Source organism: Acidobacteriota bacterium, from assembly GCA_016700075.1.
Lineage (GTDB): Bacteria > Acidobacteriota > Blastocatellia > Pyrinomonadales > Pyrinomonadaceae > OLB17.
The window spans coordinates 2902086-2917406 of the sequence record CP065000.1 but is presented as its reverse complement, the minus strand read 5'-3'; the positions used below and the strand labels follow the sequence as shown (position 1 = coordinate 2917406).

Here is a 15321-nt window from a genome sequence, read left to right as displayed (position 1 = left end):
CAACTGCGGATCAATGAGTCACCAACAACTTCTTGACCCTTTCTCCAACATCGCGGAAATCAACATTCTCGGCATAGATCATGTCGAAGTACTTGGCAGCGTTCTCGATATCATCACACGCCTCGTACGCGGTCCCCAGTTCGTACCAAAGACCGTGGTATTCGTCGGCGGTTATCTCAGGCGTCTCAAGCGCACGGGTAAGCCATTTGATCGCATGACGCGGCATCTCGGTGGAAACGAAACAATGTCCCAAGAGCGTCGCACAGGAATAGAATCGCTTCGTGCCGTCATCGGGCTTTACCAGAGCTATCGCATCCTGGTATTCGCGTATGGAATCCTCAAAGAGGCCCATCTCCTGATATGCGACGGCCATTTGATAATGCGTCTCAAAATCACCGCCGTCCGGCTCTTCCGCGTCATCGATGCCAAGTTCGGAGCGCATCTCGTTTATTCCGATCGCACTTGCTTCGACGTGCGGCTCAACGATGACGGAGGCCGGCACCTCTTCCTCATGCAGCTCTGACGGGTATCCGATCTTTAACCGCAGCTCCTCGATCTCAGGCCGTTTTCCGAATTCGGCTTCGAGTTCGCCAATAGATTTCTTCGCGAGATCGTAATAATCGTTGTCGATGTAGAACGCAACGCTTTCAAGCTCCTTTTCGAGCCTTTCGGCAGCTGCTAACGAAAGAGGCGATGCATCAATGTGCGGCATCAATGCCTGGACGGAAACGGCATCGGCTGCAAGCTCGCCGTAGGCTTCATGCCCATTTGTTTCATGGCCGTTACGCTCTATCCGTATCTCGAAGGAAGCGGTAGCTGTTGACCCGACGCCGGATGCATGCCCCTCCGTTGCCTCTTCTGAGGTTTCGTCGTCATCACCATATTCTAGGCGAATCTCGTTGAGACGATCGCGATACCGCGTTTCATGGGGCTTGATGTGAACTAGCTGCGAAAGAGCGAACCGCTCATCGTCAACCGCACCTTCACTGGAGGCTGCCGAATAGAGGCGTTCCAATGCCAGACGCTTTCCATTCTCGTCGTTGAGCCAGGAATTGTAGCGTACCAGCAGCCGTAGCCCGGCAAGCTGAAGCGGCTCGCGTTCAAGGATCTCGCTTATCCACTTTCCGCATTCGTCAGCCTGGCCGCCTGCCAGCAGATATTCCGCAGACATCGTAAGGATCCGTGCTGCAGAGCCCGGATCGTTCAAATTCAAATAAATGCGGATAAGATCGAGGAATTTCGGATAGTTAGCGGGCTCTATCTCGACGAGCTTTACAACGGCATTCTCGGCACCTGCCGCATTCTGCGATTCAAGACAGCATTCGATCAGGAGATACAGCACATCGCGGTTATAAGGGTCGCTTTCGATGATCTCTTCCAGGAGCGAGATGGCCTTAGCTGCCCGCCCAAGAGCTGTCTGTGCCTTGACCAATCCGTCGAGCACTCTGAGATCGGCGGCATTAAGGTCGTAGCCTTTCATCAAAGCACGGATGGCCTCTTCGTGCCGGTTCTGGCGGCTGAGCCTTATACCTGCTTCGGCAAACGCTTCAATAGCCTCTTCGCGTTGGCCTTCGCTCAAGTACGATTCAGCGAGCCGCAGGCATACTTCTGTATTGTTAGGGTCCAACAGGGCGATCTGCTTGTACATCGCCAATGCCTCGAGGCGGCGGCCGTTCTTTTTATAGTGTTCCGCCAAAGACAGATAATGTGATCGAGCCTCCGAAAGCGAACCCTTCGACCGATGGAGTTCAGCCAGCTTTGCCGTCACGTCCGGCGAATCGGGCTGTATCTTTGTGACCTTGTTATAAACGGCGATTGCCTTTTGTGCGAAACCCTGAGTGCTGTAATATTCCGCAACCTGCATATAGCAGTTCACTGCGTCACGCTTATCGCCGTTCTTTGCATACAGGTCGCCCAGCATGTTCAGCGTGGACACGTCGCGATGATCGTTGTCGACGACCGAACGGTATTCCGAGATGGCCGCACGAAGTTTGCCTTGAGCAACGAAACGCTCAGCATTTCGCATGGCTTTTGCTTTATCGAAACTCATTTATTACAGGCCTAATATTGACGCCGAAAATAACAACTAAACGGACCGCAGGGCAAAATTCCGGAAGGATAACACAGGAGGGACTTGGGTCGCACCTGTTTTACAAATCTATCATTTAGAATGATTAACTGTCAACATGATTTAATGTTCATAAACATTTTTTGTCACTTTTGGGTCCTAAATGCGGTGAAATTTCTGCAACAGGATCGATTGCGTTAGAATCAAGACCGTATGCAGGCACTCATTCTTGCAGGCGGCAGAGGAACGCGGCTTCGGCCGTTGACCGTATATACGCCCAAGCCGATAGTCCCTATGCTGAATCGCCCCTTCGTTCTGTATCAGATCGAAATGCTGCGTGAGGCAGGCATCTACGACATCACACTTTCCCTCAGCTATCAGCCTGACAAGATCGAACTTTTGCTCGGCAACGGTGCCGAACACGGTGTCAGTTTGCGGTATATCACCGAACCTATGCCTATGGGCACCGGCGGCGCCTACAAGTTCGCTGCGGGCGGTTTTCGTGAGACGACCATAGTCCTGAACGGCGACATTTTGACCGACCTCGATCTAAAGAAAATGGTACGCTCACACGCTGGAAAAAAGGCGGATGCAACGATCGCCGTCCACAAGGTCGAGGATCCCACGCGATACGGGCTAGTAAAGACAGATGAGGACGGAAAGGTCGTTGGATTCATTGAGAAACCCGACACCGATATAGGCATAAACACCATAAATGCAGGCATTTACATACTTGAGCCTACTATTCTGGATCTGATCGCAAAGGACGAGAATCTTTCGTTCGAATACGATGTGTTTCCGGAAATTTTAAAAAAGCGACTGGCCTTTTACGCATTCTTCTTTAAGAAGGAATATTGGAAGGATATCGGCACGCCGGAAAGTTATTGGCGTGCACATATGGATATGCTTGAGGGCAAGCTGGCGAGGCTTCGCGAAGACGACGCCGGCCCTGACGCACCTGACGTTGCAACGCACGCCTCGGTCGATAAGGCATCAGTTATCGGAAAGAACTGCACCGTTAAGCCGGGAGCGGTCGTCGTCAACTCTGTTCTCGGCGAGGGAGTCCTTGTCGAAGAACGGGCTGTCGTCGAAAACGCAGTTATCTGGCCGTATACGCGGATCTCTGTCGCGGCTGAAATCCGTGACTCGGTCATCGGGAAAAGTTGTCACGTAGGCCGCAATGCCTCTGTCAGCTCCGGGTCCGTGATCGGCGATAAGTCAACGCTCACAGACTACACAAGAGTTTAGAAACACACTCATATCGGAGGTATTATGAAACCCGGAAAATTGGCCGCAGCCTTTTCGGCATTGGCCATATTGTTTTTACTGCAGATCGACGTTTTGGCGTGTGCCTGCTGTGTTGACCGCGGATTTCGCTTTGAAGGAACCCAACGGACCGACAATTTTTTCCGCGACCTGCTCGGGGAGGTCAAATTTGCGGACAAAGCGGACCTCTATGTGGATGCGGCGGGTTTTGACATGCTCCGCGGCCTGAACGACCTGAAGGCGGAATTCAGCGGGGCCGAGGTTCCACGGCTTACCTCCGAAACATTGCTTGGCAACAACCGCTGGACGTTCGATCTAAGATCGCCGGCCGGAAAAACAGGCACTTTGACGTTTGCCGTGCCTGCAACGGTCGGGCGATTCATGGTGGACACCTTCGATTCGCCGCCTGAGTCTGTTGAACTCTATAAGGAAATGCGTTTCAGCGGCCCGGTATCACGCGGCACCGGCGTTTTCCGAAACGCTGCGGCAAAAGGCACGCGGTTCTCGCTGGTTTTAGCGGGAAAAGGCAACGGTTGCGACGACGCATCGCAATTTGCGAATTGGCGGCTCAATATCAAAGGCCCGAAAGCGGAATTCTCGCTTTTCGGAAAGCTCGGCGACCGTTAGGTGCTTGACACTTTCGGGGCAAAGTTCCATTATCTTTTGTAACAACGTGGTGAGTTAAAGCGACTTGCGGCCACGGAAAATAAACCGCTAAACAGCTGCCCGAAAGATCGAATTTCTCGAACAAAGGCTTCGCTGTTTTGCGAGGCCATTTTTTATGAAAGATTTTAGGGAATTGCTCTCCTCCGAAGGCATCTTCGTTTTCGACGGTGCCATGGGCACTCGGCTCTACGACAAAGGCATCTACATCAACCGCAGCTACGACGAGCTGAACATTACCAATCCGGAGCTTGTATTAGAAGTTCACGAGGAATACGTCGCTGCGGGCGCCGACATTATAGAGACGAATACGTTCGGTGCGACGCGGCCCAAATTGCAGCCCTACGGCCTTGAGAACAAGCTTCGCGAGATCAATATCGCCGCCGTCAATCTTGCACGTCAGGCAGCCGCGGGAAAGGCATGTGTCGCAGGCTCGGTCGGCCCGCTCGGGCTACGGATCGAGCCTTTCGGCCCGACATCATTTGAAGAAGCAAGAGAGCTTTACCGCGAACAGGCAGAGGCACTTTTCGAAGGCGGCGTAGATCTTTTCCTGCTCGAGACATTTTCCGATCTTTCGGTCATCGAGCAGGCGATACTGGCGATCCGAGACGTCACCGATCTGCCGATCGTGGCACAAATGACCATTCAGGCGGATCTGAAAACCACATTTGGAACGCCTGCCGAAGTTTTTGTCCCTTGCCTGGAAGAGCTGGGTGCCGACGTGATCGGATTGAATTGCGGCATGGGCCCGACACACGTGCTGAGCGCTTTGGAGCTGATGCGTGAGCTTACCGACAGGCCGCTTTCTGCACAGCCGAACGCAGGCCTGCCGCGTGACGTTCAGGGGCGGCAGTTCTACATGGGCTCGCCCGAATATATGGCGACGTTCGCCAAGCGTTTTGTGCAGGCGGGAGCGAAATTCGTCGGCGGCTGCTGCGGGACGACACCGACACATATCAAACTCATCGCAGACGCCATTCGGTCCATCAGCCCGCGTCAGGCCATCAGCGAGGCCAGAAAACACGCGGTCAACGTCCGCGAACTAAAGCCCGTGGATGTCGAGGTCGTGCCTCAGGCAGAACGCAGCAAATGGTCGCGCAAGATCGCGACGGGCGCATTTGTGACGTCGGTTGAGGTTCTGCCTCCAAAAGGCTGCGATGCGGCGGCGACGCTCGATTCGATACGCTTGCTGAAAGATGCAGGCGTTGACGGCGTGAACATTCCAGACGGACCGCGTGCGCAGACCCGCATGTCCGCTCAGGCCACCGCCGTTCTGGTCGAACGCGAGATCGGGATCGAAGCCGTTTTGCACTATTGCTGCCGCGACCGCAATTTGCTCGGCATGATGAGCGACCTGCTCGGAGCAGCTGCTCTCGGACTTCACAATCTGCTCATCATCACAGGTGATCCACCAAAAATGGGGCCGTATCCTGACGCCACCGCGGTTTTTGACATCGACGCCATCGGCCTGACGAACATGGCTAACAAGCTGAATCACGGCCTCGACCTCGGCAATAACCCCATCGGCAAGCCGACCGCGTTTTCGATCGGCGTCGGCGTGAATCCGGGGGCTGTGAATCTGGAAGAAGAGATACGCCGTTTTGAATGGAAGGTCGAGGCAGGAGCGGAGTACGCCATCACGCAGCCGGTTTTCGACACCGAACAGCTCCGCACATTTCTCGATCGCATCGAGCACGTTCGAATTCCGATCGTTGCGGGTATTTGGCCGTTGGTCAGCTATCGAAACGCCGAATTTATGCACAACGAAGTTCCGGGCGTGAACGTAACACCCGAAATTCTTGAACGCATGCGCATCGCCTCGGACAAGAGCAAGGAACACGCACGCGAGGAAGGCATCGCCATCGCCCGCGAATCGCTGCTGGAGGTCCGCGATGTCATCGCCGGCGTCCAGGTCTCGGCACCTTTCGGCAACGTGAAGTATGCTCTGCAGGTCTTCGACGTGCTCTCATGAGTGAAGAAGAATCAAGAAGATGTCTCAGGCGGCTTCCGGCCGGCTATGGTGATCGCGATCCCGCCTAGGATGAGCAAGCCTGCCGTCAGCAGATGCAGCGTCGGTTTTTCGTCCAATATCACCACGGCGAGGGCAGCCGCGATGACCGGCACCGAAAGCTGAAACACGGCAGCACGCGTGGAGGTAAGGCCTTTCAATGCCGCGTACCAAACGGCATAGCCAACGCCGGACGCCGCGGCGCCGGAGATCACTGCAAGCAGCACTCCGAACGCTGATATCTGCAGTTGGGGCAGATAGATCAACAGAGCGATCGCGGCAAAAGGCAGCGACCGCACAAAATTTCCGGTGGTATCGCTGAGCGGGTCACCCTCGCCTTTTCCGCGAAGCGTATAGCCGCCCCAAGCGGCTCCTGCGGCGGCCATCAGCAGTGAACTCGTGAGCGGCGGCGATTCAAGTCCCGGCAGAACAAGATAGACCAGTCCGCAGACCGCGACCGCCAATCCTAACCATTCCGTCAGGCTCGGCCGATCTCCTCTGGCGAGCGAGACCGCGATCATCGTCAGTTGTACCGACCCAAATAATATCAACGCCCCGGTCGCCGCAGTCAGGCCCAGATACGCCAGCGAAAAACATATCGCGTAGGCAAACAGTAAAAAGGCCGACAGCCAATGTCCGCTTTTCGCCGCGGCTTTCGTCTTACCAAATACGGAGGCGATCAGAACGAGTGCCGCGGCTCCGGAAGCGAGCCTGACAGCGGTAAAGCCGGCCGCATCGGCCTCGCCGCCCGCAAGAGCGAGGCGGCACAATATTGAATTGAACGCGAAGGCCAGGAGGGCAAGAGCAGTAAAAAGGACGATCTTCAAACCTGTTGGACTTCCTCTGTGCTTTCGGTTTCCTCTGTGGTGAACTGCTTTTCCGGACGCATATGCGGGAAGAGTATCACGTCTCGGATCGAGTGCCTGTTCGTCAACAGCATTGTCAGGCGGTCGATGCCGATGCCGATGCCTGCGGCGGGCGGCATTCCGTAAGACAAGGCACGGACGTAATCTTCGTCAAGTACCATCGCCTCTTCGTCGCCTTTCTCACGCTGGGCCATCTGATCGACAAAGCGGTCGTATTGCTCTTTCGGATCGTTCAGTTCCGAAAATCCATTCGCGACCTCCATGCCGTTGATGAACAGCTCAAAACGTTCCGCGATCTGCGGATTGTCAGGCGAAGCCTTGGAAAGCGGTGAGATCGATTTCGGAAAGTCGATGATGAATGTTGGTTGGATTAGGTTTGCCTCAGCATACCGTTCAAACAACGTTGCAATGGTAAGTGCAATATTCGATTCAGAAAGCATCTCGTCCCCCAGCGCAAATCGGAACACACTGGAGGTACCCTGACCGAATCCATTTGCTATTAGTTGGTTTTCGCTGGGAAATGTAACTTCAAATAACCTCGTCTTCTCCCAAATCTCACCTTTTACCGATTCATCGAGCTTGTAGTAGGGATTCGCTTGCCCCTCTGCGATGTTCAGTTGGTACATGTTTCCAAGCTCCAGCTGAACTGTTTGAAAAACCTTCATTCGGCGCAAGAATCGCCAGTCAATTAGGTGCTTAACTGTAAGGGACGAAACATCTGCTCCTGGAAAGTGTCGTACGATTGCCTCGCGCATTGATATCCGCTCAAACTCGCTGAAATCTATCTGCTTCCCTTTGTAATCCACCGTTAAACCGCCTGTCGCCTTCAGGACGGACTGCCGGAGCAGTTCCTCGCAGAAGTCCATCATGCCGTTGACGTCCATATAGGCACAGTAGAATTCGAGCATCGTGAATTCGGGATTGTGCTTATACGAGATGCCTTCGTTGCGGAAGTTGCGGTTGAGTTCGTAAACCTTTTCGAAACCGCCGACGACGAGACGCTTTAGATAGAGCTCCGGCGCTATGCGTGCGTAAAGGTCGATGTCGAGTGCATTGTGATGCGTTTTGAAAGGCTTCGCCGCGGCACCGGTCGCCTTTGGCGTGAGCATAGGAGTTTCGACCTCGATGTAGCCGTGGTCCTCGAGGTAATGCCGAATCGACGAGATCAGCTTTGCACGGCGTTCAAAGACCTCACGCGTCGTAAGACCGTCGTGTTCGACAGCCAGCGATGAGCCGATCAGATCGATGTAACGCCGACGCTGCTTTATCTCGGGGTCTTCGATGCCGTGCATTTTGTCCGGCATCGGGAGCATTGCCTTCGCCAGGAACTGCAGCTTTTCGATGTGAACGGAAACCTCGCCGGTATTTGTGACGAACAGATATCCTTCGACGCCGATGAAGTCGCCGTGATCCAGCAGTTGCCACGCGGTCCAGCCGTTTTCTTCGTCGAGCGTGCCTTCGCCGTCGTTCTTTATTACAGCGAGCGGGCCTTTTTTGTTGGCATAGACCTGCAGCTTTGAGATGCCGTCCGTCAAATGAACGAAATTCCCACGCGGCGGCGTCGTCAATCGCCCGGCGATGCGGACCGTGCCGACGGCCTTCAGGCTCTCGTTGAACTCATCCTTTTTCTCGGCGGGCGGGCGTTCGCCTTCTTTCAATTCGGCCTTGATCGCGGCCATCTGTGCTTCGATCTCGACCACCGGCCCGAACGCTTTGATCGCCGAAATGGTGTCTTCGCCGCCGCTCAGCCGCGAGCGCTCGAACTTGTTCGGATAGACATTGCCTACAAGTTCACGCAGCCTGTCGAGGTGCTCGGCACGGGCCGCCGTCTGGTCGTTCTGCTCAATGATCTGTTCAAAGTCAGGAATGCTCATAAGGAACTCGCTATGAAATAATGATTAGAACAGACTAGCGCCGCCTCGCGCAAAACAGCATACCGCCGGGCCATTCCTGACAAGGCCTCATGATGTCGATCTACTAGGAAAAGAATGGAATTGGGAAAATCCGCATCAAAGCGATAAACTTGTCTCATTCGATGCAAACCTTTCGCGAAGATTATCTCAACCCTGTCTTTGAGGTGCTCAATTACAACCTCTTCAATTTGGGCAACGCGAAGATCTCTCCGTTGATCATTCTATATTTCATTCTGGTCTCGGCAGTTCTTCTTTACCTGTCGCGAAGGCTGCGGCGCCTATTGATCGATCAACTCGCAAAGAGGACAAAACTCGACATCGGTGCCCAGCAGGCGGTCGGCACTGTCACTCGCTATATCTTTCTTTTCGTCGGTTTTCTGATCATTATCCAAACGGCCGGGATCGACCTGACAACGCTTAACGTCCTGGCCGGTGCGGTGGGCATCGGTATCGGTTTCGGTCTCCAGAACATCGCGAACAACTTTATAAGCGGTCTGATAATACTTTTTGAGCGGCCGATCAAGGTTGGCGACCGTATTGAGGTTGGCGGCGTTCACGGACGGGTCGTGAATATCGCCGCCCGAAGCACGAGCATTCGCACCAATGACAACATTACGATCATCGTTCCAAACAGCAAGTTCATATCTGAGAACGTGGTCAACTGGAGTTTTGGCGACGAAAAGATCCGCTTCAAGGTCCCCGTCGGGGTCGGCTACGACTCCGATGTTGACCTCGTCGAAAAGCTGCTTCTTGAGGCTGCGAACGAGAATGATGACGTCTTGAAAGAACCGCCGCCCTCGGTTCGCTTTATCGAATTCGGCGACCACGCTCTCAACTTTGAACTCCGTGCATGGAGCCATGCACGGCTTCATCGCCCCGGGCTGTTCAAGAGCAATCTGAACTTTGCGATCATCCGCAAATTTCGAGACCACGGCATCGAGATACCTAATCAGCAGCACGACATTCATCTCCGCACCGGCCGCCTAAAAGGCGCCGAAACATGGGAAATTGACAACCCCGCGTTCCCGTGGGCAGTCAAAAAGTCCGACTAACTTTCCTGCCGGGCTTTGTCTGTGCAACAATCACTTTCAGCAAGCGGAGAACAGTGTCCTACGACGGCGTTCCCTGCGTGGAAGTGTGTTTGTGAGCAGACAAATTGAACAAATTTCCAATTTATTAGGTCGCGGGGAACGCATCGTCAGCGTCAGCGGGCTGACTTCCTCGTCGGCAAAAGCGTTTGTTCTGGCAAGACTTTTTTCTGTTGCAAAGCGTAAATTTGCGGTCATCGTCGATTCAAATGCTGAGCTTGACCGGTTGGCCGCTGATATCGATGTTTGGCTGACCGACCCGGCCGATGCGGCGACCGGTCCCAAAGGTCCGAGGTTAGTAACACTGCCGTCGTTTGATACAGATCCTTACTCGGGTGTATCGCCGCACGCCGAGACGCAGGAGCGCCGTGCACTTGCTCTGTGGCAGATCGCAAACGGTGACGCGGATATTGTGATATTGACCGCACGCTCCTTGGTTCAAAAGATCCCGTCAAAAAAGAGCATTTTGGAGCTTGGTGTAAAAGTAGTTCGAGACGAGGACTACCCGATCGAAAAGGTTTCCGAAAAGCTCTTCGCAGCAGGCTACATTCGCGAAGAACCCATCTATGGACCCGGCCAATTCTCTGTTCGCGGCGGTATCATGGATGTTTGGCCGCCCGATCTCGCGGATCCCGTCCGCATTGAGTTTTTTGGCGACACAGTTGATTCGATCCGCACTTTCGATCCCGACACGCAGCTTTCGGTCGAACAACTCCGCGAGGCGGACATCGCTCCGATGCGCGAATTTGCAGCGACGCCTCAGGATCTGCGCGACTGGGCGTTCTTTGCGGAGCAAGAGTTCGCAGACGAGAACTTCTCGCGGAATTTGCGTGACCGCACTGAGATCGCTGCCGAAGGCGCAACATTCTCGGGCTGGGAATTTCTGATACCGCTTGTGAAACCGCTCGACGGCAGTGTTTTCGATCATCTGTCCGACTTCACACTCATCGCTGACGAACCGGCATTTCTTGAGGATCTGCTGTCCTCATTCTATGAAACTCAGCTGCTTCATCATTCTCAAACCGTTGAATCGGGCGATATCGGCCTCGAACCGTCCCGGCTATTCGTTGAACAGAAGGATCTTCAGAAATGGATCGAGAAACTGCCGCGAATAGAGCTGCGGTCGCTGGGCCGAGCGGCGGCCGGGACAGACGAAGAGTTCCAGCAGGATTCCTCGCCGCTTTTTCTGTTCCCCTCAGTCGATAAAGCCGAAGAAATAGAGATACTCTCTCGGGCCACACGAAGGTTTCGCGGTGATGTACCTGCGTTCGTAGGCGAATTTGACCCGCGGGGACAGATCGTCGTCAGCACGCCCGGAATGGCGGATCGTCTGACTGAGATATTGCGGGAGTACGACATTTACCTGCCTGTCGACTCTATTAAGGTCGGCGGACTGTCGAGCGGATTTGAGCTTCCGTCCGAGGATGTTCTGTTCTACACAGAGAGCGACATCTTTGGTGAAACCGAAGAGATCCAAAGGCCTAACGCCGGTAACCGCCGGCCGAAATCCCGTCTTGGTGCCTTTATCTCGGATTTTCGCGACCTAAAGCCGGGTGACTATGTAGTTCACGTCGACCACGGTATCGGACGATTTGATGGGTTGCAGACCATCGCTTCTCAGGGCTCCGAGCGCGAGTTCATGCTGCTCATTTACGCCGACAATGCAAAGCTTTTCGTGCCGGTGGAGCGTATGGATCTCGTCTCTCGATATTCAAGCGGCGAAAGCACGCAGCCCTCGCTCGACCGTCTCGGCGGCATAGGCTGGCAAAAGACCAAGGCGAAGGCCAAACGTGCGATGCGCGATATGGCGGACGAGCTCTTGAAGCTCTACGCCGAACGCAAGCTCGTCCGCGGTCACGCATTTCCGCCGGACGCTCCGTGGCAGCATGAATTTGAGGACGCTTTTCCGTACAAACTAACCGTTGACCAGGCATCAGCGATAGAGGACGTCAAGAGCGATATGGAAGCGCCTGTCCCGATGGACCGGCTGATCATCGGCGACGTGGGCTACGGAAAAACCGAGGTCGCGATGCGTGCCGCATTTAAGGCCGTGATGGACGGAAAGCAGGCAGTGGTGCTGACGCCGACGACGGTCCTCGCATATCAGCATTACGAGACGTTCAAAAAACGATTCGCTGCCTTTCCGGTAAGCATTGAGCTTATGTCGCGTTTCCGCACGACAAAAGAGCAAAAGTCGGTCGCGGAAACAGCCGCGAAAGGCGAGGTTGACGTTTTGATCGGCACCCATCGAGTCCTTTCGAACGACATAAAGCTGCCGAAGTTAGGCTTGGTGATAGTCGACGAAGAGCAGCGATTCGGCGTCGGCCACAAGGAAAAGCTGAAGCATCTGAAGAAGAAAGTTGATGTTCTGACGCTGTCGGCTACGCCTATCCCGCGAACGCTCAACATGTCGCTCCTTGGCATGCGCGATATGTCGGTCATCGAAACTCCGCCGCGCGACCGCCTTGCGATCAATACGCAGGTCGTGCAGTTTTCCGAAGGCGTCATTCGTTCGGCTATAGAGTTGGAGATGTCTCGCAACGGCCAGGTGTTTTTCATTCACAACCGCGTCGAGTCGATACAGGCCATCGCGGCCCTGATCCAAAAGATAGTCCCCGATGCGCGCGTCGCCATCGGCCACGGACAAATGAATGAGAAGGAAATGGAGCAGGTGATGCTCGATTTCATCGACTACAAATACGATATACTTGTTGCAACGACGATAATCGAGAACGGCATCGACATCCCGCGTGCAAACACCATCATCATCAACCGCGCCGACAACTACGGCCTCTCGCAGCTTTATCAACTCCGCGGCCGCGTTGGGCGGTCGAACCGTCGGGCGTACGCGTACCTATTGATCCCGAGCGAGTTAGAGCTGACGCCGATCGCACGTCGGCGGTTGAGTGCAATACGCGAATTTTCAGATCTCGGTGCGGGATTCCGCCTTGCGGCGCTCGATCTGGAACTTCGAGGGGCAGGAAACATACTCGGCGGACAACAATCTGGCCACCTCGATGCGCTGGGCTTTGACCTGTACACAAAAATGCTGGAGCGTACCATAGCCGAGATCCGCGGTGACGCGATCGCGGACGAGATCAGCGTTTCGATAAATCTCGGTGTGGATGTCTCGATCCCGAAAGACTACATCGTAGAAGCGGCCCAGCGGCTGCGAACCTACAAACGGATTGCGTCAGCCGAAACCGATGCAGAGCTGGCGGCGATACACGACGAGATCGCCGACCGCTACGGCCGCATTCCGCATTCCGTCGAACGGCTTTTCGATTACGGACGCCTGCGGAAGCTCGCCGAAAAGATCGGGATCGTTTCCGTTGACAAAACCGCGGACGGCGTCGCGATCAAGCTCGGTGAATCGGCCCGCGTATCGCCCGACAAACTTATGTCGCTGCTCGGCGAGGTAACCGGAGCGGCATTTTCGCCGGGCGGCATACTTCGCCTTCCCGTGCTGACCGCTGATCCTATTAAGACCGCTTTCGACGCTCTGCGGGCGATCGCTGAGGATCATTCTGTGCAGTCGTAATATTCTTTGCCGTGACAGTTAAAAAGATGCGGAGCGTATTCTCTCGTCTGCGAACGCACGTTCATCCATACGGGCGATGCAAAATAGTCTCGGCGTGTCCACCCCAGCTGCTCGCGGTTCAGCCAAACGTATTCATATGCCTCTGCTTCGTTCATTCCCAAAAGATGGCGAGCTTCGTGTAGGAGTATTGCTGCACGCTCGATGTCGTCCTTAGGGTAGGCAAAAAAGTCGGGATACAGCGTCATTATCTGAAACGGAAAATTTGTCGCCGCAAAGGCATTCTCTTTCGGGACCGATGCGTTGAGCCAATGGTCGTCCGAGCGGAAAGACGTGAAACGCTCCAGCATCGATACTTCGCGTGTAAAGCCCTTTTCTCGCAGAACGTTAATGGCACGCCGGACTATATGTTTTTCCTCGATCGACAGCGAATTTGACGAGGCCAGCAGCGAAACGTAGAACGAAAGTACGGCCGCAACGCACACGACCGCACAAATAGCGGATCGGATCACAACGCGCCGAAGAGGACGTTCAGGCTTTGCGGTCAATGGAAATTCGCTCCTGCAGCGAACGCAAACGCTCGCCGCAGATGGGCTGTTGAGACCGCATTTTTCGCACCTTTTGAGCATCGCGTTTGGTGAATCGGGCGCAGAAACCTGCTAACATAAGAAAATTGCGAATCCGCGCACTTTCCCGCTTTCTCTGAGGCCGGGACGCCGCGACAAACTCACGGGGCCGCAAACGCATCAAAGCTTCGACGCTTTTTTTGATCTTTACGGCTTTGGCGGATCTTTTTGTATGAAACTTTTTAGGCATCATTTTACGGTTCTGACGTGCTCTCTGGTTCTATTGTTCGGCGCTGCCCTTTCGACATCGGCTCAGGAAACTGAGGTCCGGGTCATTGATGAGGTGATCGCGCAGGTCAACGACGGCGTAATTACCCTTTCGCGCGTCAAACGCGAACTTAGAATGATCGTTGACAGCTACGTCGCCGAGGGCAAAACACGTGAGGAAGCACAACGCTTGGTCGATGAAAAGCAGGGTGAATTGATCGCCAATCTGATAAACGAAGAACTTTTGATCCAACGCTCGAAAGAACTTGGTATCGAGAACGAGATCGAGGCAAACCTGAACCAGCGGTTTCTCGAGATCATGAAGCAATATGGCCTAAGGACCGTCGAGGCACTCTACGCGGAGATGGAAAAGAGCAATATTGATCCGAAAGACCTCCGTGAAACGTGGCGAAAGCAGGCGACCAGGGACCGCGTTATCCAGCGTGAGGTGACCATGAAACTCTACTGGCAGCCAAGCGCAAAGGATATCCGCGATTATTTCGAAAAGAACAAATCCCGCTTCACTAAGCCTGAAATGGTATCTGTCAGTGAACTGTTCCTCGGCTATGCGGGACGAAACGAAGCTGATGTCAAGACCAAGGCTCGTCAGATAATGGAGCAGTTGAAGAACGGCGGAGATTTCGACAAGATCGCAAAAGAGTCAGGCGATCCCGGCCTTTTGACGCAAGGCAGCGGAAAGGCAGAGCGTTTGCCAGTGAGCGAGTTGATGGAAGTTGTGGCAACGCCGTTAAAGGGCGTAAAGATCGGGAGCTACACTGAACCTTTCGAGGTCGATAAGATGGGGCTCGTCATTCTCCGCGTTGACGGCCGCGAGGAAGCCAGCAGCGAGTCGTTTTTCGATGAGAACGCCGTACGCATGGCGATGATGAACGAAAAGGCCCCGGAAGAGCAGAAGAAGTTCATGGCAAAACTCCGCGAAGACGCCTACATCAAGATCAGCGACACATATCGTCCTACAGTTTCGCCGATACTTTTCGCTGACGAACGAAAAACAAAAGAAGGAAACTGAAATCTTTGGAAATTGCTTTTGTAAAGCCGCTCTCGCCGGGCGGCTTTT

At 54.3% G+C, this 15321-nt stretch carries 10 protein-coding genes; 6 read left to right on the top strand and 4 right to left on the bottom strand.

Annotation, left to right across the window (positions count from 1 at the left end; all coding sequences use genetic code 11):
• Positions 1 to 10: 10 nt before the first annotated feature.
• Positions 11 to 2050, bottom strand: a complete 2040-nt coding sequence (locus IPM50_13240; GenBank protein ID QQS32604.1) for a tetratricopeptide repeat protein — start codon at positions 2048 to 2050, stop codon at positions 11 to 13.
• Positions 2051 to 2281: 231 nt separating this feature from the next.
• On the opposite strand from IPM50_13240, the gene IPM50_13235 reads away from it, so the two are divergent.
• The 3 genes from IPM50_13235 (at position 2282) to IPM50_13225 (ending at position 5969) form a co-directional block, all read left to right on the top strand.
• Positions 2282 to 3316 carry an NDP-sugar synthase gene (locus IPM50_13235; GenBank protein ID QQS32603.1) on the top strand — a complete coding sequence of 345 codons (1035 nt, stop codon included), beginning with the start codon at positions 2282 to 2284 and terminating at the stop codon, positions 3314 to 3316.
• A gap of 24 nt (positions 3317 to 3340) precedes the next feature.
• Entirely contained in the window at positions 3341 to 3961 is a 621-nt protein-coding gene (locus IPM50_13230) for a hypothetical protein (GenBank protein QQS32602.1), read from the top strand.
• A 154-nt stretch (positions 3962 to 4115) separates the two neighbouring features.
• Entirely contained in the window at positions 4116 to 5969 is a 1854-nt protein-coding gene (locus IPM50_13225) for a bifunctional homocysteine S-methyltransferase/methylenetetrahydrofolate reductase (GenBank protein QQS32601.1), read from the top strand.
• Positions 5970 to 5980: 11 nt separating this feature from the next.
• On the opposite strand, the gene IPM50_13220 is transcribed toward IPM50_13225, so the two are convergent.
• Positions 5981 to 6832, bottom strand: coding sequence for a DMT family transporter (locus tag IPM50_13220; GenBank protein QQS32600.1), 852 nt, complete (start codon positions 6830 to 6832; stop codon positions 5981 to 5983).
• Positions 6829 to 8745 carry a lysine--tRNA ligase gene (locus tag IPM50_13215; GenBank protein ID QQS32599.1) on the bottom strand — a complete coding sequence of 639 codons (1917 nt, stop codon included), beginning with the start codon at positions 8743 to 8745 and terminating at the stop codon, positions 6829 to 6831. The genes IPM50_13220 and IPM50_13215 overlap by 4 nt, the downstream gene beginning before the upstream one ends.
• 161 nt (positions 8746 to 8906) lie before the next feature.
• Between IPM50_13215 and IPM50_13210 the strand changes: the two genes are divergently transcribed.
• Positions 8907 to 9836, top strand: a complete 930-nt coding sequence (locus IPM50_13210) for a mechanosensitive ion channel (GenBank protein ID QQS32598.1) — start codon at positions 8907 to 8909, stop codon at positions 9834 to 9836.
• Between the two features lie 91 nt (positions 9837 to 9927).
• The gene (gene mfd, locus IPM50_13205) at positions 9928 to 13413 is read left to right on the top strand and encodes a transcription-repair coupling factor (protein ID QQS32597.1); all 3486 of its coding nucleotides are present in this window, start codon (positions 9928 to 9930) and stop codon (positions 13411 to 13413) included.
• Here mfd and IPM50_13200 read toward each other — a convergent pair.
• Entirely contained in the window at positions 13395 to 13958 is a 564-nt protein-coding gene (locus IPM50_13200) for a hypothetical protein (GenBank protein QQS32596.1), read from the bottom strand. The two genes, mfd and IPM50_13200, sit on opposite strands and share 19 nt — an antisense overlap.
• Positions 13959 to 14208: 250 nt before the next feature.
• Between IPM50_13200 and IPM50_13195 the strand changes: the two genes are divergently transcribed.
• Positions 14209 to 15273, top strand: coding sequence for a peptidyl-prolyl cis-trans isomerase (locus IPM50_13195; protein QQS32595.1), 1065 nt, complete (start codon positions 14209 to 14211; stop codon positions 15271 to 15273).
• Positions 15274 to 15321: the final 48 nt, after the last annotated feature.

Excerpts from the sequence above, each read along its gene's own strand:
- IPM50_13240 (QQS32604.1), bottom strand. The coding sequence starts at position 2,050 with ATGAGTTTCGATAAAGCAAAAGCCATGCGAAATGCTGAGCGTTTCGTT.
- IPM50_13235 (QQS32603.1), top strand. The coding sequence starts at position 2,282 with ATGCAGGCACTCATTCTTGCAGGCGGCAGAGGAACGCGGCTTCGGCCG.
- IPM50_13230 (QQS32602.1), top strand. The coding sequence starts at position 3,341 with ATGAAACCCGGAAAATTGGCCGCAGCCTTTTCGGCATTGGCCATATTG.
- IPM50_13225 (QQS32601.1), top strand. The coding sequence starts at position 4,116 with ATGAAAGATTTTAGGGAATTGCTCTCCTCCGAAGGCATCTTCGTTTTC.
- IPM50_13215 (QQS32599.1), bottom strand. The coding sequence starts at position 8,745 with ATGAGCATTCCTGACTTTGAACAGATCATTGAGCAGAACGACCAGACG.
- IPM50_13210 (QQS32598.1), top strand. The coding sequence starts at position 8,907 with ATGCAAACCTTTCGCGAAGATTATCTCAACCCTGTCTTTGAGGTGCTC.
- IPM50_13195 (QQS32595.1), top strand. The coding sequence starts at position 14,209 with ATGAAACTTTTTAGGCATCATTTTACGGTTCTGACGTGCTCTCTGGTT.